Annotated in this window: 19 protein-coding genes and 3 pseudogenes; 7 read left to right on the top strand and 15 right to left on the bottom strand. The window is 58.2% G+C overall.

Going from position 1 to position 25,586, the window contains the following annotated elements; genetic code table 11:
* Nucleotides 1-159: 159 nt before the first annotated feature.
* The 9 genes from HM1_RS07220 to HM1_RS07180 form a co-directional block, all read right to left on the bottom strand.
* A complete protein-coding gene (locus HM1_RS07220) occupies nt 160-1,953 on the bottom strand; it encodes a peptidoglycan DD-metalloendopeptidase family protein (RefSeq protein ID WP_187147757.1) in 1,794 nt (597 codons plus the stop codon).
* 89 nt (nt 1,954-2,042) lie between these two features.
* Entirely contained in the window at nt 2,043-3,635 is a 1,593-nt protein-coding gene (gene murJ / locus HM1_RS07215) for a murein biosynthesis integral membrane protein MurJ (protein WP_012282673.1), read from the bottom strand.
* Between the two features lie 62 nt (nt 3,636-3,697).
* A complete protein-coding gene (locus tag HM1_RS07210; RefSeq protein WP_049754071.1) occupies nt 3,698-4,156 on the bottom strand; it encodes an ECF transporter S component in 459 nt (152 codons plus the stop codon).
* 49 nt (nt 4,157-4,205) lie between these two features.
* On the bottom strand, nt 4,206-7,277 hold the full coding sequence (locus HM1_RS07205; RefSeq protein WP_012282671.1) for an AAA family ATPase: 3,072 nt from the start codon (nt 7,275-7,277) through the stop codon (nt 4,206-4,208).
* On the bottom strand, nt 7,274-8,437 hold the full coding sequence (locus tag HM1_RS07200) for an exonuclease SbcCD subunit D (RefSeq protein ID WP_012282670.1): 1,164 nt from the start codon (nt 8,435-8,437) through the stop codon (nt 7,274-7,276). The genes HM1_RS07205 and HM1_RS07200 overlap by 4 nt, the downstream gene beginning before the upstream one ends.
* Before the next feature lie 80 nt (nt 8,438-8,517).
* Nucleotides 8,518-10,158, bottom strand: a complete 1,641-nt coding sequence (locus HM1_RS07195; protein WP_012282669.1) for a diguanylate cyclase — start codon at nt 10,156-10,158, stop codon at nt 8,518-8,520.
* Nucleotides 10,124-12,055 (bottom strand): SpoIIE family protein phosphatase, encoded by a 1,932-nt coding sequence (locus HM1_RS07190; protein ID WP_049754069.1) that lies wholly within the window; start codon nt 12,053-12,055, stop codon nt 10,124-10,126. The genes HM1_RS07195 and HM1_RS07190 overlap by 35 nt, the downstream gene beginning before the upstream one ends.
* Nucleotides 12,056-12,139: 84 nt before the next feature.
* Nucleotides 12,140-12,535 carry a DUF1987 domain-containing protein gene (locus HM1_RS07185; protein ID WP_012282667.1) on the bottom strand — a complete coding sequence of 132 codons (396 nt, stop codon included), beginning with the start codon at nt 12,533-12,535 and terminating at the stop codon, nt 12,140-12,142.
* A gap of 14 nt (nt 12,536-12,549) precedes the next feature.
* A complete protein-coding gene (locus tag HM1_RS07180) occupies nt 12,550-13,098 on the bottom strand; it encodes a SiaB family protein kinase (RefSeq protein WP_012282666.1) in 549 nt (182 codons plus the stop codon).
* Nucleotides 13,099-13,340: 242 nt separating this feature from the next.
* Here HM1_RS07180 and HM1_RS07175 point away from each other — a divergent pair, with 242 nt between their 5' ends.
* Complete coding sequence (locus HM1_RS07175) at nt 13,341-14,048, top strand: response regulator transcription factor (protein ID WP_012282665.1); 708 nt, start codon at nt 13,341-13,343, stop codon at nt 14,046-14,048.
* A 50-nt stretch (nt 14,049-14,098) separates the two neighbouring features.
* The gene (locus HM1_RS07170; RefSeq protein WP_012282664.1) at nt 14,099-15,085 is read left to right on the top strand and encodes a sensor histidine kinase; all 987 of its coding nucleotides are present in this window, start codon (nt 14,099-14,101) and stop codon (nt 15,083-15,085) included.
* 47 nt (nt 15,086-15,132) lie between these two features.
* On the opposite strand, the gene HM1_RS07165 is transcribed toward HM1_RS07170, so the two are convergent.
* The 4 genes from HM1_RS07165 to HM1_RS07150 all read right to left on the bottom strand — a co-directional run bounded on the left by HM1_RS07165 (nt 15,133) and on the right by HM1_RS07150 (nt 18,110).
* The gene (locus HM1_RS07165; protein WP_012282663.1) at nt 15,133-16,044 is read right to left on the bottom strand and encodes a DMT family transporter; all 912 of its coding nucleotides are present in this window, start codon (nt 16,042-16,044) and stop codon (nt 15,133-15,135) included.
* Nucleotides 16,045-16,249: 205 nt separating this feature from the next.
* The gene (locus tag HM1_RS07160; protein ID WP_012282662.1) at nt 16,250-16,759 is read right to left on the bottom strand and encodes an ECF transporter S component; all 510 of its coding nucleotides are present in this window, start codon (nt 16,757-16,759) and stop codon (nt 16,250-16,252) included.
* Between the two features lie 31 nt (nt 16,760-16,790).
* Complete coding sequence (locus tag HM1_RS07155; protein ID WP_012282661.1) at nt 16,791-17,534, bottom strand: AIR synthase related protein; 744 nt, start codon at nt 17,532-17,534, stop codon at nt 16,791-16,793.
* 99 nt (nt 17,535-17,633) lie between these two features.
* Nucleotides 17,634-18,110, bottom strand: a complete 477-nt coding sequence (locus tag HM1_RS07150; RefSeq protein ID WP_012282660.1) for a MarR family winged helix-turn-helix transcriptional regulator — start codon at nt 18,108-18,110, stop codon at nt 17,634-17,636.
* 174 nt (nt 18,111-18,284) lie between these two features.
* Here HM1_RS07150 and HM1_RS07145 point away from each other — a divergent pair, with 174 nt between their 5' ends.
* From HM1_RS07145 to HM1_RS16530, 5 genes and pseudogenes are all read left to right on the top strand, one after another.
* Nucleotides 18,285-19,505, top strand: coding sequence for an efflux RND transporter periplasmic adaptor subunit (locus HM1_RS07145; protein ID WP_012282659.1), 1,221 nt, complete (start codon nt 18,285-18,287; stop codon nt 19,503-19,505).
* A 3-nt stretch (nt 19,506-19,508) separates the two neighbouring features.
* Entirely contained in the window at nt 19,509-22,709 is a 3,201-nt protein-coding gene (locus HM1_RS07140) for an efflux RND transporter permease subunit (RefSeq protein WP_012282658.1), read from the top strand.
* Between the two features lie 380 nt (nt 22,710-23,089).
* Nucleotides 23,090-23,356, top strand: a pseudogene (locus tag HM1_RS16580) (DUF6431 domain-containing protein); the annotation flags it as partial.
* 203 nt (nt 23,357-23,559) lie between these two features.
* Nucleotides 23,560-24,251, top strand: a pseudogene (locus tag HM1_RS07135) (Mu transposase C-terminal domain-containing protein); the annotation flags it as partial.
* Nucleotides 24,244-24,888 carry an ExeA family protein gene (locus tag HM1_RS16530; protein WP_012282655.1) on the top strand — a complete coding sequence of 215 codons (645 nt, stop codon included), beginning with the start codon at nt 24,244-24,246 and terminating at the stop codon, nt 24,886-24,888. The pseudogene HM1_RS07135 and the gene HM1_RS16530, both read left to right, overlap by 8 nt.
* Here the strand turns inward: HM1_RS16530 and HM1_RS16525 are convergent.
* Nucleotides 24,823-24,960: pseudogene (locus HM1_RS16525) on the bottom strand (hypothetical protein); the annotation flags it as partial. The gene HM1_RS16530 and the pseudogene HM1_RS16525 overlap by 66 nt on opposite strands.
* Nucleotides 24,896-25,564 carry a hypothetical protein gene (locus HM1_RS15555; RefSeq protein ID WP_012282654.1) on the bottom strand — a complete coding sequence of 223 codons (669 nt, stop codon included), beginning with the start codon at nt 25,562-25,564 and terminating at the stop codon, nt 24,896-24,898. The pseudogene HM1_RS16525 and the gene HM1_RS15555, both read right to left, overlap by 65 nt.
* Nucleotides 25,565-25,586 lie beyond the last annotated feature (22 nt).

Here is a 25,586-nt window from a genome sequence, read left to right as displayed (position 1 = left end):
GTTCGTTCATTCTCCATCTATATCGCCAAATCCTGCATTCCCCGATTTCGGGGCGATGCGGCCAAAGTGAACACTGAGATTTTATCCACCTTCCTCTTTCCCTATCCTCACCAAAAAAAGCGCGGCCAAGGGCGCCGCGCTTTTTTTTGGTGATTTCGGTCAGATCACATAGTAATAGGGATCGACCGTCTTTCCATCGATGCGCACCTCAAAGTGCAGGTGTGGTCCCGTCGTCCGGCCGGTATTGCCAACCTCTGCGATGGACTGTCCCTGGGTCACCTGTTCTCCCACCTCGACGTAGATCTTCTGGGCGTGGGCATAGCCTGTCACCATTCCTCCGCCGTGATCGATTTCCAGGTGATTGCCGTAGGTAGGATGATCCTTTTGCACCTTCACAACCGTTCCATCAGCGACAGCCGCAATCGGGGTCCCCCGGCGAGCAGAAAGGTCGATCCCCTCGTGAAAGAACCACTCACGGGTGAGCGGATGCCGTCGAAAACCGTAATAACAGGTTGGCTCGATTTTTGCCAAGGGCGGAACCAGGCCGGAACGGCGGGCGGCTTCCTTCTCAATCGCTTCAGCCACGATTTCGAGTTCCACGCTGTTGGAAGCCTTGACCAGCAGGACCCCTTCTTCGGGCAGCTCCTTCAGGGCAAGGGCAACGACGTGCCCTTTCTCCCATTGCTTGGAGGCGTAGATCACCCTTCCACCAGCCTCAGTCGCCCCGGACGCCATAGTTTCCGCCTGTTCTCCCAGGGCGATGAGGGCAAAGCCAAGTTCTGCTGCCCGCCTGCCGATAGCGCGGTGTTGCTCCGGCGCCTCTTCGCCAAGATTGCTCATGGTCCCGAGGAGCGCCAGGCCTTTCCCCTCAACTGCGAGTTTGGCGGCGCTTTCCAGGGATGCCGACATGGAATGCGGGTTGGCGTTGTACGTCGCATCGATCAGCAATCGCCTCCCCGGCAAGCGGATCGGGGAAAACCGCCTTGGTGTATACTCCACTTTGGTCAATCCGCTGGCGATGGACTCGGGCGGAAGCCCCATATGATCGCCGACGGCTGCAGCCAACAGCGCATCGATCACCGCCGGGCGACCAAAAAATCCAGGCAGTTCTACCTCGATCTCCCGCTCCAAACCGCAGAGCAGAAACCGAGTTCCATCGCGGTGCACCTGGATTCGCTCCGCCCAGAGGGAAAGATCCTCCCGCTCGCACTCTACACCGACCCAACGAACAGGCGCCTGGCAACGCGAAAGATCGACGCTCCGGCAACCAGGATCATCGCCGTTTAATACCAGCAGGCCCTTTTTGGGAAGGTGCGTCAGCAACTTCTCTTTTTCCCGGCGGACACCCTCGCCTCCTCCGAGCGCTGCGGCATGGCCCAATCCAATACAGGTGATGACGCCGACTTCCGGCGCCACCAGCCGGGCGCCGAAATCGATGCTGTTGGGGATGTAGGCGCCGATTTTAACGACCCCGAAGGTGTGATGCGGACGAAGGCGAAAGAGCGTATAGCCGATCCCGTAGGGACCGTTGTAGTTGCGCCAGTTTTTTTGTACCTCTCCCGCTTCGGCCAATACGGCGGCGATCATCTCCTTAGTGGTGGTTTTACCTGCCGAACCCGTCACCGCTACGATGCGCGCCTTGCAGCGGTGCCGATAGGCCTTGACCAGGCGAAAATAGGCGTCCCTCACGGAGCCTACACCGATGACAGCCACAGCGGCATTGGCTGCCGCAGAAGCTGTCCGGTCCGGCAACACAAGAACGCCTACCCCCTTGCGGGCCGCCCGAGCGGCATATCCCGCAGGATCGGTGAGATTCACCAAGGGGATCAAGACGTCGCCTTTTCCGCAATCGACCAATCGCTCACAGACGTAGCGAAGGGGATCCTCCGGGCGCCCGGACAGGAGCTGCCCCCCCGTTATTGCCGCCACGGCGCGAACATTCCATTCGTTCACGGCCATACCTCCGATAGGGAATTTTCAATCGTATATACTACCAAGATATGGTAATCTTTTCCGACTGTCACCCTATCGGTTTTGGGGCCTCACTGGTCGCCTTTGGACAATCGCAGGGCTGGAGGCACATTCCGCGGCCCTCTGACCCTGGCGAGGAGCCGTTGGACGAGTTCTTTGACTTCAGGTGTGCCCAGGACGAGGAGCGTTCCCCCGTACACAGCCGCGGCGACTAGACCCACAAGGATCAAGGAGAGGAGCGTGGCCCACCACCCGCCCCCGGGGAAGAAAGAAAGGAACCAAGGAAAACCCACAGCCAGGACAATCCCCATCAAGGTCGACGCGATCAGCGCCTGATAAAAGACCTTCCACTGATTCCCGAAGGACCAGCCGCCGACGCGACGATAAAGCAGCCAGCCCAAAATCACCATATTCAAGGCGTTAGAGATGGATGTGGCCAAGGCCAACCCGCCATGGGAAAGCCAGGGGATGAAGAGGAAGTTCATGGCCACATGGATGAACACCGTCAGCGCGCCGATCTTGACCGGCGTAGCTGTATCATGGAGCGAGTAAAAAGCTCGGGTGTACAAGTCCCGGACGGCAGAGGGAAAAAAGCCCAGTCCGTAAAAAACGAGGGCGAAGGCGGTCATCGCAGTCCGTGTGGCATCAAATTCCTCTCGTTGAAAAAGCACCTGGATGATCGGCCCGCTCAGGATCACCGTAACCGCCATGATGGGCAGCAGGATCAAGGCGTAATAGCTGACACCGCGAGCCAAGGTCTTTTTAAAACCCTCCCGATCGCCCACGGCCAACAGGGCCGATAGCGCCGGCAGCATGGGGATCGCGACAGCGGAAACGAAAACCCCCATGGGGAGTTGCGCCACCGTGTTGGCGTATTTCAGGGCGACGACGCTCTCCTCAGAGATGGACGCCGCCATATTGCTGTCGATCAGAATGTGAATCTGGCTCACACCGACACCGAACAAGACAGGCAGGATCATCGTCCAGAGCTGCCGGACGAGAGGGTTATCCAGGCCCAGCGTAGGGTAGTAACGAAAACCTTCTTTCATCAGGCTTGGGATCATGACCAGAAAAGATAGCAAGGCCCCCAAGGTGGTCCCCCATGCGACCCCGTGGATGCCCCAGCGCGGGGCAAGCAAGAAGATGGAAACGATGACAACAAGGCTCGACAACAAGGGTCCGATGGAGGAGACGAAGTAGCGGTTTAAGGAGCTGAGCATGGCCATGGTTACGCCGCCCAGCGATGACAATATCAGCGTCGGAAAGAGAATAAAGAGCAGTTCCGCCGTCAGATCGAGCAGCGGCGCAGAAAAGTCGGTAGCCAAGAGGAAAGCGACCTCTCGTGAGAAGACCATGCCGAAGGCCACCAGCAAGGAAATGCCGAACAGCACCGTGTTCAAAACAGCGCTGGCCAACCGCCAGGCGGCGTCCCTGTTGCCCTTTTCCATCTCGGCGGTAAAAAGGGGGATGAAGGCAGCGCTAAAAGCGCCCGTCAGCGTGATGCCGACGATGTTCGGCAGGTTGAAAGCCACCACAAAAGGACCAAGAACCTCGGCGCCGAACTTGGCGCCCACGAACATCTCCCGGACAAGGCCGATAGCCCTTCCCAGCAAGGTGAGGACCATGATCAGTGCGGCGGCTTTCGCGATTCGCTGTTCGGTCAATTTCCGTGCCCCCGTTGCATGAAAGTATCTTCGTCATTTTACCACCGCTCCCCCACTGTCTTCTAGTGATTTTGCGGAAGATAGCGCAGGACCAGCATCCCCACCAATCCGCCGGTGACAGCTGTGGCGAGTTGAGGCAACGAGAGCGCCTTTGCGACCGGTGGGGGAACCTGAATCAGATAATTCACTGCCGCCGCCATGAGCGCAAACTTCAGCAATGCGCCTATGGCAAGGGCGAGCAGGGCGTTTCGTTTTTTCAATAGATGATAGCTGATGCAGAGGATGCTGTTTCCGGCTGCGATCACCGGCAACACGGCGACAAGGGGCATGATTCCGGCCAAGAAGGCCAAGAAGGGCGTCAGGCACCCCAGAAGAAGGCCGCTCCATAGACCGTTGTACCCGGTTGCGATGATGAGCAGCGCATTGACGGCAGGTCCAGCCAGCCATTGAACTTTGATCTGTTGGACGACGACAGCCAGCGCTACCAGCACCGCCGTCCTCACCATAATCCCGGTATTCACGCCTATCACCTCATCTGTGTCGCCTTTCTGTCTCCTGACTGAAAGGCGCCTAGCCCACTTTAAATTTGGCGCTGCTGCCTTTGTCATTTTTTTCGAGTTCCAGCCGCGCGTCGACTCGCTCCCGCAGTTCAGCCACATGGGAGATGATGCCCACAAGCCTTCCCTCCTGCTGGAGATCGACGAGCGCCTTAACGGCGAGGTCAAGGGATTCGGGATCAAGACTGCCAAAGCCCTCGTCGACAAAGATGGTCTCCAGATGGATTCCGCCAGCGTAAGACTGAACGACGTCGGCAAGACCCAGGGCCAGGGACAGGGCAGCGAGAAAGGATTCTCCGCCGGACAGCGTGGCGACAGGCCGGCTCTGGCCGGTATAGTGGTCAAATACGACCATGTCCAGGCCGCCGGCGGCGTTGGCCCGGGCGCGATCGGATGTGCGTTCCAACAGATAACGACCCCGGCTCATCACCTTCAGCCGTTCATTCGCGGCGAGAAGAACATCGCTGAGAAAGGCAGCCAGGACGAAGCGCTGGAAGGTGACACCCTCTGCGTTACGGCCGTTGGCGACGCGGGCCAGGTGACCCAGCACCCGGTAACGCCCTTCCCGCGCTTTGCTGTATTTTTCCAGCTGGCGATACCGCTCCAACCAGCGCTCTTCCTGGGCGATCTGATCTTTCAAGGTCGCTTCCTTTTTTAGGGCGTCGTCGCGGCGCGATTCAGCAGTCTCCAGCGCGGCAGTGAAGGCGTCGAGATCGGGCGCCACAATCCCCCGGGCCGCCGCCTCAGCCTCGTCCCGGCGCGCGCGGGTCCTTTCGACGCTGCGCCCATATTCGCGGATCTCCTTCTCTAGGCTTCGGATGGCTTCTCCGGTCAGCTTGCTCCTTTCGTACTCGGCGATGTCCTGGAATCCGGCTTCTGTCAAGCGGATGACGAAGGCCGCTTCTTCGGCGGCAAAACGGCCATCGGCATCCTCTGACGACCTGCGGGCCGCCTCATAGGCAGCCTGTGCAGCCGCCGCCTGCTGAGCCGATAGCTGCGCTTCTCGCTGCGCCGCATCCCAAGACTTTTGCAAAGCCTGCCAGGCGAACCTCGCATCGTCGATCGCCCGCTGCAGATCGTCAGGCCGCCGCACCTCCGGCGGGATCGCCTTTTCCCGCTCCTCCAGTACGGCTGCTGCCTCACGGGCGTTGAGCTGGCAGTCCCGCAGTTCGACTGTCGCTTTCTCCAGGGACTCTGTGACAGCCTGTTTGCGCTTTTCCAGCGATTCGAGCTCCCCCATCGTAGTGGCCAGTTCCTGTTCTGCGCTGCGGGCCCCTTCTACGAGCGCCTGCATTCTTTTGGCCTCAGCCGCCAAGTCTGCCGCCGACAGAGCCGCCTTTTCGCCCAGTTCCGCCTGCAACGCCTTCCCAAAGGTCGACACCTCTGCTTTTTGGGCTGCCAGGTCGGCCAAGGTTTTTTGCAGTTCCTCCAGTTCCTTCTGTCGGTGACGGACAAGCGCCTCGGCCGTCTTCAGGTCCCCTTCCGTGGGCACTGACGCTCCGCCTGTCGCAGGACGGGGATGAGCGGTAGATCCGCAAACGGGACAAGCCTCCCCGGTCTTCAAGGCGCCGGCCAGAATGGCCGCCTGGCCTTTTCGCCAGCAGTCGGTCATCTCATCGAAACGCCGGCGGGCCTCGGCCAAGTTCTCCTCGCAGGCTTGTCGCTTGCTTTCGGTGCGCTTATAATCCGCTTCGACCTTGCGGAAGCGCTGGCGGGCCGCTTCCAGTTCAGCCCGTTTCTCCGACGCCCGGATCGCCTGTTTGGCCGCCGTCTCCAAAAACTCCGCTTTGCCCACTTCCACCAACAGGGTTTGTCGCCGCTTAGCCAACCGGTCGGTTTGTTTCTGCAGTTCGGCCAGTTCCATCTGCAGGCGGCTTTCTTTTTTCTGCGCCTCAGCCACCTGCCGTTGCCATTCCTCGCAGGCGCGGCGAAGGGGGGCCAGCGTCGCCACCTTCTCCGCCAGTTCTTCCAGTACGGTCAACCTTTTTTGCGCTTCATCCCTGACTTTCTGCCGAGACTGTTCTTCAACGAGCCTTTCCTCGGCCTGTTTTTGGCGGAGGAGCGCTTTGCCGTATTCCGCCTCATGACGGGCGCAGGCCTGGCGCTCCCTCTCCGCCTCTTGCCGGCGGCTGTTGCGGACGCTCTCGGCGTCAGCCAGCCCGGCCGCCTTCTGCGCGCGCAGAAGGCGCGCCTCTTTCTCCATAACCCCATCCTGTTCTTTCAGGAGCTGGTCCAGTTCCGCTTCCAGGCGTGCCCACCGTTCCAGTTTTTCTTTATCTCGCCGTCCCTGCTCCAAGGCCTCCCGAGCCGCTTGGACGCTCGCTGTGGCGGCTTCGACGATCTGCGCCTTTTCGTCCCGCTCGCGTCGATGATCGTCCAGTCGCTCGGCCAGGTCATCGACTTTTTCCAGGCCGGCCTCGACAAGGATGAACGCCTGTTCTTGACGCAAGGCCGCCACTTCTTCTTCCAGCTTTTTAGCCCGGTCCTTGAAGGCCTCCTCGATCAGGCGGTACAACTCGGTGCGGAACAGCTTTTCCAGGATTTCTTCCCGCTCTTTCGATCCGGCCATCAGGAGTTGTCGGAACTGACCTTGCGGGAGGATGACCACTTGTCGAAACTGGGCGCTCCGCAAGCCAAGCAACCGCAACACCTCTTCGTTCACCCGCTTCGGCTGATGGGCGAGGACAGCGCCTTCCGGGCTTTCGGCGTCAAGGGGGAGGCCTGTTCGCCGCCAGAGAGTCGCCGCAGCCGCTATCGTCGTCATCCCTTCGCCGCGCTGGCGCGGGCGCTCCTGTTCGGGCTTGCGGGCGATCCGGTAGACCTCGCCGCCCAGGGCGAAGTCGAAGATGACCTCCGTCTCCACCTTCGGCGACGCATGGTGGCTCCGCATCTGCCTGCCTTCCCGCTCGCCGCCGCTCGTATCGCCGTAAAGGGCAAAGGTAATGGCGTCAAGGATGGTCGTCTTGCCGGCGCCGGTCGGGCCATGGATCAGAAAGAGCGACTGCCCGCCCAGTTCGTTGAAATCGATCACCTGGACGCCGGCGAAGGGCCCGAAGGCCTGCATAGTCAGTTTCAGCGGTTTCATGGGGCCACCTCCCGGCACCGTCCCAACACGTCGTCGATCACGTCCGCCGCCACCTGCCGTCCTTCCTCATCAAGGGGGGAACCGGTCACTTGTTCCATAAAAGAAGCGAACAGATCCAGGTCGTCCAGGCGCCGGTGGTCGCCGACAGACCGCACAGCCCCACTCCCTCTTTCGAGGAAGGTCCGTTGGATGTGAAGCACATTGGGGTAAACCTGGCGGATCTTGCCGATGGGATCGAGGATGGCGCCCTCATCGAGCAGGGTGACCATGACATAGTCCTGGCGGTTTTCTCCTGGCGCTGCTCCCTTCAAGATATCATTGAGGTATCCCTCCAGGCGACGCACATCTCGCCGGGGTGTCAGGGCGATCGACTCACATGCGGTGATTTGCCCGGCGCCATCGAGCTCGACAAAGGTGATCCCCTTTTGGTGATCCGCTTCGGAAAAGGAATACTTGAGCAGGGAGCCGCTGTAGCGGATCCGATCGTGGCCGCAGTGCTGCGGACGGTGCAGGTGCCCCAAGGCGGTGTAGTGAAAGCCCTCAAAGATGCTGCCATCGACTGTTCCGGCGCCTCCGACGGTGAGGAAACTTTCCGATTCACTCTGCTCGCCGCCGGTGACAAAGGCATGCGCTACGGCGATCCTGCGCGCGCCGGCGGGCGTCCGGGCGCTCATGTGATCGGCGAGGACGCGCAAGGCCTCGTTGTGACCGCGCACCGCTTCCGGGGATGATCCAAAGGTCTCCCGCACAAGGGCAGGTTCCGCATAGGGGATGGGGCAAAACCAGACAGGGCCTGTTTCATCCTCGACCGGGATGGGCGCCATGTCTCTATCCAAGCGACCGAACAGATGGAAGCCCCGCCCCGCGAAAAGCCGGTTGCCGAACCCGAGCCGGTCGGCGCTGTCATGGTTGCCGGCTACCATGATGACCGCCGTGCGGTGGTCGAGCAGGATGCGGGTGATCACCTCGTCCAACAATCGAACGGCGTCAACGGGCGGCACCGAACGGTCATAGATATCGCCGGCGACAATGACGGCATGGGGTCGCCTATCCTTGATCAGATCGATAAACTGGTCCAGCACAGCGGCCTGGTCCTCTGTCATGTGCACCTGATGAAAGATGCGGCCCAGATGCCAGTCAGCCGTATGTAGAATGCGCAAAGGCAACGCCTCCTCTTGAGGAACTTTCAACTACTGTCTTTTCGCAGACCCCGAACCAGTCTTCCATTCAATGGGCGCCGTCAGGGAGCCGCCGCTGGCGCGATCTGCCGGGCCGCCTGTTCGATAAAGAGCAAAACCAGCGCCGGATCAAACTGGCTGCCCCGCCCGCTCTCCAACTCCGCGAGGGCATCCTGCGGGCTCATCGCCTTGGCGTATACCCGATCGTGGGTGAGCACATCGTACACGTCTACGATCGCCAGGATGCGGGCCAGCCAGGGTATCTCTTCCCCTTTGCGCCCAAAGGGATAACCGGTGCCGTCCCATCGCTCATGCATGGCCAGGATCGCGTCGGCCACTACCGGCTCATCGATGGACTGGGCCATCCGGTAGCCGATCTCGCTGTGCTGGCGGACGACTTCCCACTCTTCCGGCGTCAACGGTCCCGCTTTGCAGAGGATCCCCTTGGGCAGGGCGACCTTGCCGATGTCATGGAGTGACGCCAACAGCATCAGGTTGCGCATCTCCGTCGAGTCAGCGGAGATGCCGAGCCGAGCGGCAAAATCGGCGGCCAACTCCCGCAGCCGCTCTACATGCCCTTCGATCTCAAAGCAGTTCTCTCTCTGCAGGAATTCCAGCCCCAGTATGATGTTCTGATGGACGCGGCGGCTCTCCGACAGCTTGTTGCTGTACATACGGTTCTCGGCCACACGGAAAAGGTCGCCGAAAGCCACCGGCGCCTCCGCCGTGGCGCCCCCGATGGCCATACTCAATTCAATAGGCGAAGGCGCCGCCTGTCGGCAACCGTCCCGAATCTGCTCGCAGAGTTCCTGGCAGGCCACCGCATCGGTCCGCGGCAGCAAAAGCAGGAACTCGTCTCCACCCCAGCGCACCGCCATGCCCCTGTCACAACAGCAGTCAAAGAGGATCGCGGCGGCGTTGGCGATCAGCCGGTCACCTGTTTCATGGCCGAAGACATCGTTGGTCAGTTTCAGCCCGTTTAAGTCAGCCACGATGACGCTGAAGGGGAACTCCTTATCGGCCATCAGCGCCGGGAGCAGGCTCTCGGCATAGTTGCGGTTGTATAACCCTGTCAGTTTATCATGGGTGTTTAGAAAAGACAGCCACGCGTCGGCTTCCTTTTTCTCCGTCAAATCAGTCAGGATGAGGAGGAGCGCGTCCTCCTCCCGTCGCCCTGACGGTTTGAACAGCGATTTTACCTGCACTTGAATATGCCGCCTGCCGATCATCATCCCGGTGGGAACCTGCTGGATCAGCCGGTTCCGGCTTTCTTCATCTTCGGCTGCAAAAATCGCCTGAAAGATAGCGCTAAGCCGCGCCCCTTCTTGCGTACCGGGGGACGCCAGCAGATCGATGATGCCGGCGCGGGCGATCTTTTTACCGTCGAAAAGGCGGGTACATTCGACGCTATACTCCTTTTGAACGAGCAGATCGCGACCGAAGGTGAGGAAGCCCTGATTAGAGTTATCGAGCAGCGTCCGGATTTTCTCTTCTCGCTCTTTGAGAATGGTCCCCTGGATATCGCTGATCAGGAAGACTTTTTGTGTTTCCTTCAGCAGCTTTTCATAACTCCGGGCGAGCGCCTCGTATTTGAAAAGCAATGGGTTGTCGGCATGACAGGGATCGTCGAGTTCGCTCAGCGCGCCCTCCAGCACCTGCATCTCCTGTTCAAATAAAAGACCGCCCGGTTCCCCTTTCGCCATTTGCTGCCTCACCCCCGTCTCCATAGGCAACCTTATCATTCTTGAGTGAAAAACCGAGCACCGTAATGTCGTCTCGCTGCGCTTCTCCCCCCATATAATCGGCGAGGCTCTGCGCGATGATCTCCTGTTGCGCCGGGAGGGCGACGTCGGAAAGGCTGGCGAGCAGGTTTTTGAAGCGCCTTTTCCCAAAGGGGTAGTCGCTGGTTCCGCCATTTTGATCGAGATACCCATCCGTCGTCAGGTAAAAAACCTGGCCTTCTCCGACCTCGACCACCTGGTTTTCTACGTCACCGGCGCCGAAGCGGGGGTGTCCAACACTTTTTCTCGCCCCCTTCAACACTGTAACGTTCGACGCCGCCTCACCCCCGGTCACATAGAGATCCATGCCGGCCCCGGCGAAGATCACCCGCCTGCCCGTCACGCTGCAAAGACCGATATCGAGTCCGTCAAGACGGGTTTCGCCGTCGGCTTTTTTCTGTATCGTCTCTCTGACGGCCTGGTGCAGGCGCAGTAGGATCCCGGCAGGGTCGTCCTGCATGGTTTCGTCGGCGATATGGTTCAACATCGTGTTGACCGCCATGGTCATCAAGGCGCCAGGAACACCGTGACCGGTACAATCCCCCACAGCGACGATATACTCCTCTTCACCGTAACGACGGACCCAGTAAAAATCTCCGCCGACGATGTCCCGAGGCCGCCAGTACAAAAAATGAGCGGCGAACAAATCGTTCAACTCGGCAGGCTCCGGCAGGATCGCCTCCTGCAGCCGCTTGGCGTAGTCGATGCCGTCCATGATATTCCGATTTTTTTCGGAGAGTTCCCGAGTCCGCTCTGCCACGCTCCGTTCCAGTTCCTCGTTGAGTTCCAGCGCGCGCCGGTAGGGATCGGCGATGCGCCTGGATACGACATAGAAGACGATGCAGATCAGCGCCACCGAGAAGAGGCTGGTCAAGGTCATGTTGACCAGTATAGAGTTCAGCACCGCCAGGCTCTCGGCGCGGGGAACCTGAAAAACCAGTCTCCAGCCGGTGGCGCCGATCGGCTGGCTGATGAGATCCATCTGATTTCCGGCGCTGTCGAGGTATTCCATGACGGTCGTTCCCGCCTTGTCCGGCTCTCCTCGCAGGACCGCATCCCAGATCGTTTCAGGCAGAAAATCGGATAGGTTTTTTCCGTTGGCCTCTAGGTTGTCTGACAGGTGGATGGCGCCTTTCTCATCGGCCAGCCACAGGCGACTGCCGGCGCTGTAACGGTACTGCTGGAATTCCCCCGCCAGATCCTCCAGGCTGAGGCCGACACCGGCTACACCGTAGCTCTCTTCCGCGCTGCCGATACGGGCGTTGACGAATACGTACGTATTCTGGCGGGTTTTGTTGTAATCGAGATGGACTTGGAGCAGTGCCTTTGAAGACAGGAAATCGAAAAACCACCGGTCATAGGGGTCTTGGGGATCCATCGTCTCGAGGATGTTCCCCTCCTCGCCCCAGTAGTTTCCCGACTGCGCGCTGACGATGAAGGTGTTCACGTAGCCATGATCGCTGGCGATGTCGATCAGTCTTTTGCGTGCTTTTTCACCAAGCCTTTCATCTCGTTCTCCGCCAGCCACCCACTGGACGACTGTGGGATCGCCGGCGAACAAGCGTGCAGTTTCTGTGGCGCGCTCCAGCCTGCCATCGATGCGGGCGGCCATCGATCGGGCGATGTAGTGGAGATCCTTTGATTTCAGCTTGTCGACGACGCCCATTTTCGTGATGGTGTAACCGATGGCGCCGGTCAGCAAGACGGCCAAGGTGATCATGGCCGTCGCCAGAAAAATGACCTTAATGGCGCCCCGGTCGTAGAGGACGTTCCGCCGCCCCTCTTCTACGAGGAGTCCTTTCTCCAACTGCAGCCCCATCGCCTCCGCCCCCCTTATACCGGCAGCCGGGCGCGCCGATTTCTCCCTCGAATTTGCCGATGTAACCCGGCTATTTCGCCTTTTTTACCGTTCCGTCCGCTCCCGGGGGATGAGCCGGAAGGGCATGGTTACATCTTCCTTAAACTCCTCGGCGCATTCCAGTTCGCTGTCGTTATCCTCGTCATAGTACCAGTTCAGAGACAATTGCTTGCCCTTTTGAAAGGCCCCATCCAATTTTTCCAGCAGCATCATGACGCACTTAGAGCTGCTCGTGTTGATATAAGGGAAGCTGAAGTCGATGACTACATTGGCTTCTGCCGTCAATTGTTCGAGATAGGCGTCCACCCACCGCAGGATTGGCTCATAAAACTTAAAGGCATTTTCCGGGTACGATTGCCCGGACAGCTTTAACGTGTGTTGGAAGGGGTCAAAGTCGACCTCCGGTGTTCCTTTAGCACCGGTGATGTAGAGCTTATCCATGGCAAAACCACTCCCTATATGATGGCGGTCAGTGTGAAGAAAGAAAACCGCTCGTCGATGCTGATGATCGAGTATTCTAAGGGGGCGCTCGCCTTGCGAGCGATATCGATGAGACCGAGACCGGCGCCCAGGCTGCCGGGGGGCACGTCCTTTTTCATCTCTTCCTTATACAGTTTTTTCAGTTCCGCCTTGTCGAGAGCCATCAGCCGATCGATGCGTCGCGCAAGCGTCGGTGCGTCCATATTTTCGATCAAGTTGCCTGAACTGACGTAGTTGCCTCCGTTTCGCTTGCCGATGATCACGATCCCTGAGTTGGCCACACGGTCGTAAGAAGGGGTGCCCTCTTTGACGGTGATGTAATTTTTGATGTTCTGGGTCTGTTCGATAAAAATAGCGAAGATATTGAAGATGTCGTTCTTGGGCCGGTTTTCGGTTTCCAGGTAGTTTTTCACCGCTTCTCCCAGTTCCTCAATGATCCCCTGGGTAAAGCGCCCGGAAAAGCTGATCAACACGCTTTCACTGGAAAGAGCCTGCTGCAGTTGAATCATGCGGTTGCCATTCATATCATTGCCTCCTTTGGCGCAGATCTCGTCTTATCTGATCATCTTTTACATATAACAGATCATTACAAGTTCATTATAAAATAAGCAGCCATGCTATTGTTTAAATTTAAAAGCGAAGTTCTTTAAGCCTATCTAAAGTGCCAGGCCCTATGAATTTTTTGCAAGCCCTCGTCGTAAGAAAAGGATGCGAGCGAGAGATGTAGAAGTGTGGGAGAAAAGGTGGATGCGTAGGAGGTGATAGGATGGAGGGGAAAAAGGTCCTGATCGTTGAAGACGACACAAAAATCCAGCAATTGTTGGTGCTTTATCTCGAAAAAAAGGGCTACCGCACGGCCGTGGCACAAAGAGGTGCGGAGGCGCTGCGTCTCTTTGAATCGGAACAGCCTGACCTGATTCTCTTGGATATCCTTCTGCCTGATATGGATGGCTACCAGATCTGCCAGGAGATCCGCAGCTGCTCCAACGTGCCGATCCTCTTCATGAGTTGCATGAAGGAAGCGGACAACATCATCCAGGCGCTGAAGCTGGGCGGCGATGACTATATTACGAAACCTTTCGACCCAAAGGTGCTCATGGCGCGGGTGGAGGCCAAGCTGCGCAGAGCGCCCATCTTCCGGCGGACCGCTCCTACCGAAGAACCGGCGCCAGCTCGTATCTTGGTATTCGATGATCTGGAGATCGACCTGGCCAATTACCGCGTTGCCGTCGGCGGCCAACCCGTTTCTCTGGCAGCCAAGGAATTGCAACTGCTGTTCTTCCTCGCCCAGCACCCCAACCAGGTCTTTACCGCCCAGGAGCTGTATACCAGGATCTGGGGATACAAAGATATCGGCGATTACCGGACCGTCATGACCCATATCAGCAACATCCGCAAAAAGATAAAAACCGATCCTTCAGCGCCTGAGCGCATTCAGAACATCCGGGGCTTCGGGTACAAGTTCAACCTGTAATCGCGAAGAAAGGCCGAGGCTGGATGCGCCACGGAAAGGAGTTGCCTCTGTTGCTGAAAAAAGGAGACGGCAATACATTATTCGGACGGGAAAGCCTCGTTCTGGAAACGGCGAAGGCGAACAGTCACCGCCTCCACGATCCCGAAGCACGGCAGATTTTTGCGGACCTCGCTGTAGAATACGAAAAACTGTTGAAAGTATCAGCAAGGATTTTCAAGATCAGCGACATTCAGGGGCGACTGCTCAAGGAACGGGAGTCGGAGATCAATGAGGCCAATGCGACCCTGCACCGATTGGAGCAGTCGCGCCGCCAACTCGTCTCCGATATCTCCCACGAACTGGGCACCCCGATGACGGCGATCCAGGGGTATCTCCGAGCCATGCTGGACGGGATCGTGGCGCCTGATCAGGAAAATCTGACCATGATCTACGAAAAGGTTCTGTTGGTCAACCAACTGGTAGAGGACCTCTTCGATCTGTCCAAGCTGGAGTTCGGACAGCCAAGCTTTGATCTAAAATCCGTCAAACCCCATCTGTTCGCTAGCGATCTGATTCGCAAATACGGCGCCGATATCCGGCGGCGGGGATATCGCTTTGAATCCACCCTAGATCTGCCTTTTCCTGAAGCGGACGAGTTTGTACTCTCTGTGGACATGATGCGCATCGAACAGGTGATGAACAACCTCATCGCCAATGCGCTGAAATACACTCCCCCAGGCGGAACCATTCGCCTGTGTTTTTGTTGTGAACGATCGGACGGGAAAGCGCTTCCAGGCGGGCAGGCGCCTCCGACGGCAGTCTTCACAGTCAGCGTTGTCGACGACGGTCCCGGTATCGACGAAGCGGCCCTCCCTCATGTGTTTGACCGCTTTTACCGGGCAGAGCGTTCACGCTCGACAGAAGGCGCCGGCCTTGGCCTGGCCATCGCCAGGCAGATCGTGATCGGCCATGGCGGTAGGATCGGTGTAGAGAGTCAGCCCGGCAAGGGCAGCACCTTCTATTTCACGTTGCCGATTATGGCAACATGTTACGGCTGAGGTAAGATTTGACGGCAATCCGGCTCTTCATTCGAATCGTTCTAAGATTATGAGGATACAGTTTCCTGTGCCGGTTTTTTCCTTTGTGAAATACCTGACGCCAGCAAAGCCCCGCCGAACACCAGCGCCCCGCCGAGCCAGTGGTAGCCGAAGAGCGGCTCCTGCAATCCCCAGTAGGCGATCCCGGCGGCGTAGACGGTGATCAGATTTTGAAAAAGGGAGGAGACGGTGGCACCGTAGGCCTGCACAGCCTGGTTCCACCAGTAGAAGGCGATGACCGACGCGAAAATTCCCAGGTACACGGCGGCGCCCCACATCCACGGCGCTGCCGGCTGGCGGGCGGCGGCGGAAAGGTTCCAATCGAGCAGGCCCATGGGCAACAAGAGCAGGGCGCCGATGGCAAAAGAGTAGCCTGTTGCCGCGAGGACAGGCACCTCCCGGGCCGCCTTGCGCCCGGCGATGGTGTAAAGCGCCCAGAGCGCCGTCGCCAGCAACACCAGCAAGTCGCCGGGATTGAAGGACAGCTGGGCGAGCCGCTCCCATGAACCCTGGGCCGCGACGACGGTGATGCCGGCCACAGACAGGAGGATGCCGGCAGCCTGGCTGGGCTGAATTTTCTCCCGATCGATGAGAAAGACGAGCATGGCCGTCACCATCGGGCTCAGCGAATTGATCAAGGTGGCGTTTACAGATGCGGTGTAGCGGAGCCCCAGATAGAGCACCGTGTTGAACAGGCACACGCCCGTCACCGCCATCAGACCGATCCAGCCCCAGGAACGCCGGGAGATCTGCCAAAAGGGGTGTGTGCGCAAGGCCAGCGGCAACATGATCAGGGCGGCGATGGCAAAGCGGATGCTCGACAGGGCAAAAGGCGGGATGGCGACAACAAGCAGCCGCCCCATCACGAAATTGGTCGCCCAGATCAGCGGCGTCAGGATCAGTTTATAGAAGGGATTCAATGGTTCGACTGCACGACCTTTCCTTTGCCTATTTTCACTTTCTCCAGGATGCATTGTCCCTTTCATCATAACACAAGCGGGACGATGGCGCGAAGTCCGCCACAAAAGAAAGAACCGCAGTCTGCGCTGACTGCGGCTGCAGGTATCAAAGGTCAGATCTGGGCCGGTTACATGCAAAAACGACAATTCGAACAGGAACAATTCCCTATAGGATTCCCTTCATCCCTCGATAGGCGGCTGCGGCCAACCCCACATTGACGGCGGAAGCAGCTACCAAAAAGGGCATCACGGCCATGACCGCGCCCCAACCCCCCAGCAGGAGCATCGTCAATGATGAGACGACGCCGTTTAAGCACACAGCGGCGGCGAAGGCCGCTGTTAAACCAAACTGTCCGTTCACCCGGCGGAAGACATAGGCCCACATCGCCATCTGAAGGGCGATGAAGAGATGGACTGGCAGGGTGAGCGGAAAGCCGACAACCATGGCTGTCAGCAGGTGACCGAGGGCGATGACGATCATCCCGCCTGTGGCGCCGAGGGCCAGGGCGGCGAAGAACCCGGGGGCCGAATCGAGGCCGATCGTGCCGACCGGACTGGGGAGCTTGACCATCGCCCCTACGGCGCTCAAGGCGATGAGCAAGCCCATCAGCGCGATCGACCGGACGCTTTTCCAGGAAGGGCCTACTTCATTGTACTGCGTCGGCATATTGCTCATTAGGGCAGACCTTCTTTCCATGTTTATCGCTTCAGCCGGCGCTTTCCGACAGCCTGCCGAGATAGTGAATGGGCGCACCGGCGATCTCCGGCGGTTTCGGTCCGGCGGTAAAGACCAGGCAAGTGGACGGGCCGGCCGATTTGTCCAGATCAAGGCCGGCGACGGACTGCCACTCACAGATCCGGCAATGGACAGCTGCCGCAAGCTTCTCCGCTTCCGCCCGGATCCCCTTTGAACCGACAGGGAGCACCTCATGAACACCGGGGTGGGCCAGCAGCGCCTGTACATGATCGGCCCGGGCGATCGCCTTGCCGTCATCGACGACTACTTCGGCCCCTACTTTGGGCCATCCCAGACTGTAGACACAATCGCCGGGCCGCGAGCAGCCCACACGCAGGCGCTCTTTTTCCACTGCGCCGACAAGGGTGATCCCGACACCGGTCTGTCTTGTGGGAATGTTTTTTTCGGTGCTGATGGCCAGCGGCAGATCACGCTTTCCGATGGTGGCCAATTCATCGCGAACACCGGCGATCACCTCGCCGCCGGTGGGAAAAGGTTCGTTCGCAACGGTCACTGTCAGCGCAACCGGTTCAGCGCCCGTTGCCAGGATCTCCATCAAGGCGACCCGTGTGGTGAAGATCCCTACAATATAAGGGGAAACCTGAACGGCGTCAAGCTCCTTGGCTCCGATGGCGCCGCAAGCGTCGCAGGCCACCACCAGACACTGTTCAGGAGAAAGAGCGACTACTTCCACATCTCGTCCCCTGTAACCCAAGTTGTCACCTCCCTGACCGCATAATATTTGGACACTTGCCGTGGGAAGAAAAAGCCCACAGCCTTTTCGTCGTCGCTAAATGTTTGCAACGGGAGTAGTTCAAGGTTCGTTCTCGCTGTTGACCTCTCTATCGCCGTTGACCTCCGCCCCGCCGCTTCCCCGCACGACAACAGCCGGCTTCAGCACCGCATTCATCTTCTGAAACGACGCCACTGCCTGCATCAGCTCTGTGCCGGAGAGTTCCCGCAATTGCCCCTTCAGCCGTTCAAAGCGGGCTTCCTGTACCGCCTGCACCGTTTTCAGTCCCTCATCGGTTAAAGAGACCATCACGACGCGTCGGTCCTTTTCCGACCGCTCCCGCGTGATGAGGCCCATGCCGGCCAGTTTGTCCATCATGCCGGTGACGGCGCCGGAGGTGATGCCGATCTGGTCGGCAAGATAGGTGGCCTTGCATGTCCCGGACTTCCATAAAATATGTAAAAGAAAGATCTGACCGTCAGCCAGATTGTATTCCGGACCGATATCCTGAACGGCACATTTCACATTGTAGAAAAAGAGCTCCAACAGGTCTTTCAAGGCATTTAAGTGCTGCTCTTTCAGAGCTTCTTCCCTTGACAGTTCTTGTCCTCTCCCTTACGATGATAACGTCTTAGTCACTAAATATTTTAGCAGCTAAGATAAATAATAGGCCGATTGAGACCGGCTGTCAATGAAAGCATCCATTGCATTTGGCGGAGGAGGATTTTTACGGTGAAAAAACACATCGGCGTCGGCCTGCTCGCCGTCACCCTGCTGGCGGCAGGGACGGGCTGCGGAAAAAAGCCCGAACCGACTGCCCTGGAGGCGACGCCTCAGGCGGTGACCGTCGTCAAAGCGGAGCGGGCTGACCTGTCAAACGTGCTGACCTTCAGCGGCACACTGGCGGCGAAAGAAGAATTGAAACTGGTTCCGAAGGGTCAGGGCAAGGTCGCCCGCATCAACGCCGAAGTAGGGCAGCGGGTGAATGCCGGCGACATCCTGCTGGAGCTGGACAACGCCGACATCCAGGCCCGTCTCGACGCGGCCAACGCCGGCGTCGATGTCAACAAGGCCAGTCTGGAACGGGCGCGCCTGCAGTTGGAGATGAACCGGATCGCCCTCGACGATGCCCGGCGCCACTACGACCGGGTCAAGTCGCTCTTCGACGCCGGCGCCGCGTCCAAGTCGGATTACGATGCCGCCAAGAGCGCCCTGGAAACAGCGGAAAAACGCTGCGCCTCCGACGAGGTTTCCGTCGCCTCGGCTCAAGCCATGTTGAATCAAAGCCTGGCTCAGGTCCGTCAAACCCAGGTGGATCTGGAAAACGCCGTCCTGCGCTCGCCCATCTCCGGCATCGTCTCGGCCCGGAACGTGAACGTAGGCGAATACCTGTCTAACACGGCGCCGGCTTTCACCGTCGTCCATATCGACACGGTCGAGGTGAAAGCAGACCTGACGGAGAGCGACGTCAACGCCGTTCGGCCCGGTCAGGAGGTCGACGTCAAAGTGGCCGCCGCCGGCGAAACACCCTTTAAGGGGCGCATCGCCAAGATCAGTCCCGCCGCCGACGAGAAGGCGAAGACCTTCCCCGTCTGGATCACCGTCGACAACAAGGACTACATATTGAAACCCGGCATGTTTGCTGAGTTTCAACTGCCAACAGCCCATAAAACCAATGTGCTGACAGCGCCGGCGGAAGCCATCATCGTGCGAAACGGTACGCCTGTCCTCTTCGTCATCGCCGACGGCAAGGCTGTAGAACGCAAGGTGAAGACCGGCTTCTCCGACGGCAAGCGAACGGAGATCATCGAGGGACTCAATGACGGCGACGTGATCGCCATCGGCGGCCAGATGTCCCTGGCTGATGGAACGCCTGTCTCCATCCAAGAGGTACAGCCGGCGACAGCCAAGCCTGCCGGAACAGGAGCGCCGGCTGCAAAAGGACAGGTGTAACGAATGAACCTGACACAATTCGCCGTCAAGCGGCCTGTGGCCATGACTATGATTGTCCTCATGTTCGTCGTGCTCGGCCTCTACAGCTATCGCATGCTCGGCGTTGACCTATACCCGAATATCAACACCCCCTTCATCTCCGTCAGCGTTTCCTACCCCGGTGCCGGCGCCGAAGAGGTGGAGAGCCAGATCGTCAAGCCCATCGAAACGGCTGTGGCCTCCATCAGCAAGGTGGACAGGATCTCCGCTCAAGCCTCGGAAGGCTTCGGCGTCGTCATAATCGAGTTCGAACTGACGGCCGACGGCGATCAGGCCGCCAACGATGTGCAGAAAAAAGTCGACTCGATCAAAGGGATGCTGCCGGAGGACGCCGCAGAGCCGGTCGTCATCAAGATGGACTTCAACGCCGCCCCGGTGATGACGCTGGCGCTGAAAAGCGCCCGTCCCGCCCAGGAAACCTATGACCTGGCGGAGGATCTCCTCAAGGAGCCCCTGCTCAAACTCCCCGGCGTGACCAATGTGAGCCTTGTCGGCGGGCAGCGCCGGGAGATCCAGATCAACATCGACAAGGCCCGCCTGCAAGGCTATGGCCTGTCTATCCACCGGGTCATCGACCACCTCAAAAACGAAAACCTCAACCAGCCGAGCGGCCGTCTCGACCAACCTGACCTGGAGTACAACGTACGGGTCATGGGCCAGTTTAAAACGGTCAAGGATGTGGAAGATATCCAGATCCCCCTGGCAAATGGCGCCAAGATCCCTCTCAAGGCCATCGCCACCGTCACCGACGGCCTCCACGAGGCTCGCACTATCAGCCGCGTCAATGGGGAGCCGGCCATCGCCGCTGTCATCTTCAAACAGAACGACGCCAGCATCGTCGATGTGGGCGATGCAGTCAAAAAAGCCCTGCCGGCGATCAAGAAGAATTTGCCGCCTGATATGGAGCTGATCGTGGCCCGCGACTTTTCCGACTATGTCCACAACGCCCTCAAGGGGACGCGGTCATCGATCATCGAAGGGATCATCACAACGGCCTTCGCCCTCTTCTTCTTCCTCCGCGATTGGCGCTCCATGGTCACCGTCATCATCGCCATCCCCACTTCGCTCATCGCCACCTTGATGGGCATGTACTTCGCCGGTTTCAGCTTCAATATGATGTCCCTGCTGGGGATGGCCCTTTGCATCGGCATCCTCGTCGACGACTCCATTGTCGTATTGGAAAACATCCACCGCCACCGCGCCATGGGCAAATCGGCCGTCGCCGCCGCTTTAGAGGGGCGCGCCGAGATCAGCATGGCCGCCATCGCCATCACCCTCTCCGACGTGGTCGTCTTCGCCCCTATCGCCTTTATGGGCGGCATGGTGGGCCAGTTTTTCCGCCAGTTTGGTTTGACCGTCGTCATCGCCACCCTCTTTTCCCTCTTTATTTCCTTCACCCTGACGCCGATGCTCTCGGCGCGCTTCTACATGGAAGAGGACCCGGAAACGAAGGAGCTGAAGGCGAAAAAACGCCAGGCCTCCCTTTACGGACTGTTTCTGCGCAGAATCAGCCCCTACAGCAGCCGGTTTTGGTCCATACTCGACCGGTTCAGTGGTGGCTTCTCCTCCTTTTACGTGAGAGCGCTCCACTGGTCTCTGCGCCGCCGCTTCACCGTCATCGCCGTGGCGCTCCTCGCCTTTATGGCCAGCCTCCTGTTGATCCCCCTCGGTATCGTTGGTTTCGAGCTCATGCCCAAGTCGGACCAGTCGGAGCTGAGCGTCACCCTGGAAATGCCCAACGGCACACCGCTGGCCAAGACAGACGAGGCCACCCGCGAGATCGAGGCTTTTGTGGCCACGATCCCGGAGGTCAAGTACTACCAAAGCAGTGTCGGCTTCAGCAGCGGACACGGCGGCTCCTCCTCCTCTTCCCATAAAGCTGAGGTCGGCATCCAATTGTACAAACAGGAGGAACGGGAGCGAACCATGTGGGAGGTGGCCGACCAGCTCCGGGAGTTCTCCAAAACCTTCACCAAGGGCACCATCCACATCATCGAATCCGAATCGGGCGGCGGCCCACCGGGAACGCCCATCCAATTGGAGATCTCCGGACCCGAATACGACCAATTGATGGCACTGGCTGAACAGGTGAAGACGATCGCCGAGAGCATCCCCGGCGCCAAGGAAGTAGACACCAACTTCCGCCTCGGCCAGCCGGAGGTGCAGATCGCCATCGACCGGTTGCGGGCGGCCGCTTATGGCCTCTCGGTCAACGATATCTCCCGTACGCTGCGGGCCTCTCTGAGCGGTGACAAGGCCACCGTCTTTCGAACCGGCGACAACGAGTATGACATCCTTGTCCGCCTCGACGGGCTCCAGAAGTCCTCCATCGATGACTTGAAACAGATCACCGTGACCAATGCAGCCGGCGTCCAAGTGCCCCTCGGCCAATTGGCCGAGGTGAAAAAAGGCAGCGGTCCTACCGAAATTCGGCGCATCGAGCGGCAGCGGACGATCACCGTCTCCGGCAACCTCAACAAGGATGTGCCCCAGAGTCAGTTCAACGCGGAATTGAACAAGCGCCTTGAACAGCTGAAGCTGCCGGCCGGCTATTCCATTAAGCAGTCCGGCTTGTCCAAGGAAATGCAGGAAGTGGGCGTCGAGTTGATCTCGGCCTTCCTCCTCTCCATCACCCTGGTCTACATGGTCTTGGCCATCCTCTATGAGAGCCTGCTGACGCCGATGATCCGCATGGCCTCGCTGCCCCTGGGTTTGATCGGCGCCCTGGCTGCCCTGGCGATCACCGGAAAATCGATCAACCTCTTCTCGGGCATCGGCATCATCATGATGGACGGCCTCGTCGCCAAAAACGGCACCCTGCTCATCGACTACACGAACACCCTGATGGAGCGCGGCAAACCCTTGCGAGAAGCGCTGATCGAGGCGGGTAAGACGCGATTGCGACCGATCATGATGACCACCTTCACCATGGTCTTTGGCATGCTGCCTGTCGCCGCCGCCACCTCAGAAGGCACCGAAGTCCGTTCAGCCATGGCCATCGTCCTCATCGGCGGCCTGATCACCTCAACCATCTTCACCCTCATCGTCATCCCCGTCTTCTTCACCCTCATCAGCGACTTCCTCGACTGGCGCAAGCGGCGCAAGTTGGAACGGCTGCGCAAAGCCGTCGCCAAGATCGAGGGGAGAGCAGCCGCTTCCCTGTAACAATCGGATCGGAGCCGCAGCAACCGAATCGATGACTCGCCTTCTCCTTCATGGAGAAAAAGGAACTCCCGGCAAATGATAAGCCGAGGGTTCCTTTCTTTGTTTCAGTGCCCAACTGCCGGGAACGATCCTGCCTATCTGCCGGAAGCCGTCATCAACCTGCTGAACCTGATCGAAGTCACCTCTGTTTACGCTGGCCTAAAATGCCCAAAAGCTGCTGGGATTGCCTGACCGAGAGTTGCTGGATATAATGACCATAACCAATGAAAGGAAAAAGACGCCCCCGTTAAGGTACTACCGGCAAGTAGCACCAAGGGCGTCCACCACAAAAAACATGATAATTGTAGCAGATTTTACGTTGGTTGAACACCCCGAAAAGGGTGTTTTTTGTAAGGAGCGCGGAGCAGATTCCCTGTCCCTGTTGTAATGGAGCACTGAACGGGATCGGAAGCCGTCGAAGGAAGTGCTATCAAGACACGGGAGAACGCATCACCTTGATTATCCGGCGGTGTCGATGCGCTGTATGCAAGCGGATTCATCATGAGCTTCCAGACATCCTGGTTCCGTACAAACGATACAGTAGCAAGAGCATCGAAACGGTGATTACCGGAGATGCGGCGTTGACCGTACCAGCAGACGAATCCACCCTTGTCCGGTGGCGAGGATGGTTTCTGGAGATGGTCAATCACTTTTTGGGATGCCTGCTGTCCATTGCGAAGCGGTTTGGACATGCTTCTGCGGAAGAACGATCCGGCCTTCCCGAGTCCGCGCTCCAACGGATCTGGCGGTATGTGGGCGACGCCTGCGGTTGGCTGGCCAAGGTTGTCCGGCCGGTGGCGAATTCAAATCTATGGAAGAAGCCATCTTGTTGCGGCGAGAGGTTCCCCGGCGCAGCATCGCGCAGATCATCCAGATCCTTGAATGGGAAGGCGAGGCAGAGCCGGGCAAGCTCAAGCGAAGCACCCTGCAGGAGAAACTGGCCGAGCGCGGCTACAGCACCCGGCACATGCAACTGTACGCCAACACCGGTGTGGCGGCGCAGCCCAACTCTTTTGGGTGTGGCTGGACGAGTGTTACCAGAACAAGCCCCATTCGGCGCTGGCGGGGAACGTCAGTCCGGAAACCGCTTATCGCAGTGACAAGAAGGCGGTCAAATTCTTGGACCCCGATGTGGTCGCCAACGCCTTTCTTCACTGTGAATCACGCAAGGTGGACAAGTCCGGCTGCATCAGTTTCGAGGGAAGAAAGTATGAGGTGGGACTTTCCTTCATCGGTTGCACGGTCGATGTCATCTACGATCCGGCCGATATCGCCGAATTGACCATCGAATACGCCGACCATGCGCCGTGGAAAGCGCGGCAACTCGTCATTGGTGAGCGCACCGGCCCACGGCCGAAACTGCCGGAGCGCCTCAGCCCGCAGAGCGCCGACTCATCGCGGTTGCTCGCCGCGGCAACCCAACAAAAGGAGCAACGAAAAACGCGACAAGCCCCGGTTGTTTCCTACCGAACGGTGAGAAAGGAAGGGAACAAGGGTGTTTGAATCCTTTTATGGCTTCACCCAAACGCCCTTTGCGCGGGACATTCCGACGGAGCAACTGTACTCTTCGATCATGCTGGAAGAGACCTTGGGACGACTCGAGTATGCAGCCAGCCGCCAACTGTTCGCCGTCGTGACGGGCGACTGCGGCACCGGCAAAACCACCACCATTCGCCGATTCAAGGACATGCTCGATTCGGCGCGCTTTCACGTCATGTACCTGGCCGATTCCAAACTGACGCCCCGCCATTTCTACAAGGGCTTGCTCGAACAGTTGGGGGCGGAATCGAAGTTCTATCGCGGTGACGCAAAACGGCAACTTCACCGGGAAGTGGAACTGATGCGGGGGATCCACCGCTTGCAGATCGTGGTGATTATCGACGAAGCCCACCTGCTGGACCGGGAGATGCTCGAAGAGGTCCGCTTTCTTCTGAACTTCAAGATGGACGCCCAGAGTCCCATGGCGTTGATTCTCGTCTATTTCTGGACGTTATACCTTAGCTGTAACAATGGGGATCTTGACACCTTCGATGACGAACTCTTCGAGGGCAAGCCGCATTCGGGCGATAGCTTCGTTGCGGTCCCGCCCCCAGCCGCTCAGCCTGCCGATCATGAAGTAATAGGAGGGAGGGATGTCTAAATAAGAATTACGGCTTCCTGTTGCTATAAAGTCTGGTTTCACCATTGGGAGTGGACACAGCAAATATAATATTTTCCCCATCAGGAGATACGGCTAACGCATAGGGGTTATCCACATCTTCACTTCGGACGATCATTTTGTTAGACGCAATTTCGTACAGGAACAACTGTTTTTTTGCTTGAGAAGAGGATTCTGTAAATCCTCCCATTCTGCCGTTCTGCACGCTGCTCACGGGATTGCTTTCTTTAAAAAAAGCGCGTATGATCATCTTCTTGTCTAGATCGAGAAAACCCCACGGTTTTTCAGCGGACGGTTCTTTATAAAAGAATCGAATGATCTCGTCATTTGAAATCTGCGGATCCAAAAAGGTATTGTTATCTGGGAGATTCGTCAGTGAGGCGCTTTTATCTGCGAGGTTATACTTTGCCAGTATGCTCTTGTTGCCTTCTTTATAGGCTACAAGTACATGATTCTTATCGACCCAATATGCTCGGTATGCGTTTACAAAGGGCAATTTTTCTGTAGAGAGAAATTTGTTATCGGTCAGGTATACGGCGCTGGTTTTCGTTTTAAAGTCATTCTCAAGGATGAGCAGTTTATTATTCTCTTCGTTGAAAAACACATCGTTGACGTTCGGAAACTTCTCTTTTACCTCATTAATCAGATTCCTTTTCATCTTGACGGCGTTATTTTCAATC

The organism is Heliomicrobium modesticaldum Ice1, from assembly GCF_000019165.1.
Classification (GTDB): Bacteria; Bacillota; Desulfitobacteriia; order Heliobacteriales; family Heliobacteriaceae; genus Heliomicrobium; species Heliomicrobium modesticaldum.
Note: the sequence above shows the minus strand (reverse complement) of the source record. Positions and strands in the feature narration are given on the sequence as shown.

What these genes read in the sequence shown, in the direction of transcription:
- HM1_RS07205 (WP_012282671.1), bottom strand. Translation starts at nt 7,277, where the DNA reads ATGAAACCGCTGAAACTGACTATGCAGGCCTTCGGGCCCTTCGCCGGC.
- HM1_RS07195 (WP_012282669.1), bottom strand. Translation starts at nt 10,158, where the DNA reads ATGGCGAAAGGGGAACCGGGCGGTCTTTTATTTGAACAGGAGATGCAG.
- HM1_RS07190 (WP_049754069.1), bottom strand. Translation starts at nt 12,055, where the DNA reads ATGGGGCTGCAGTTGGAGAAAGGACTCCTCGTAGAAGAGGGGCGGCGG.
- HM1_RS07185 (WP_012282667.1), bottom strand. Translation starts at nt 12,535, where the DNA reads ATGGATAAGCTCTACATCACCGGTGCTAAAGGAACACCGGAGGTCGAC.
- HM1_RS07180 (WP_012282666.1), bottom strand. Translation starts at nt 13,098, where the DNA reads ATGAATGGCAACCGCATGATTCAACTGCAGCAGGCTCTTTCCAGTGAA.
- HM1_RS07175 (WP_012282665.1), top strand. Translation starts at nt 13,341, where the DNA reads ATGGAGGGGAAAAAGGTCCTGATCGTTGAAGACGACACAAAAATCCAG.
- HM1_RS07160 (WP_012282662.1), bottom strand. Translation starts at nt 16,759, where the DNA reads ATGAGCAATATGCCGACGCAGTACAATGAAGTAGGCCCTTCCTGGAAA.
- HM1_RS07140 (WP_012282658.1), top strand. Translation starts at nt 19,509, where the DNA reads ATGAACCTGACACAATTCGCCGTCAAGCGGCCTGTGGCCATGACTATG.
- HM1_RS15555 (WP_012282654.1), bottom strand. Translation starts at nt 25,564, where the DNA reads ATGAAAAGGAATCTGATTAATGAGGTAAAAGAGAAGTTTCCGAACGTC.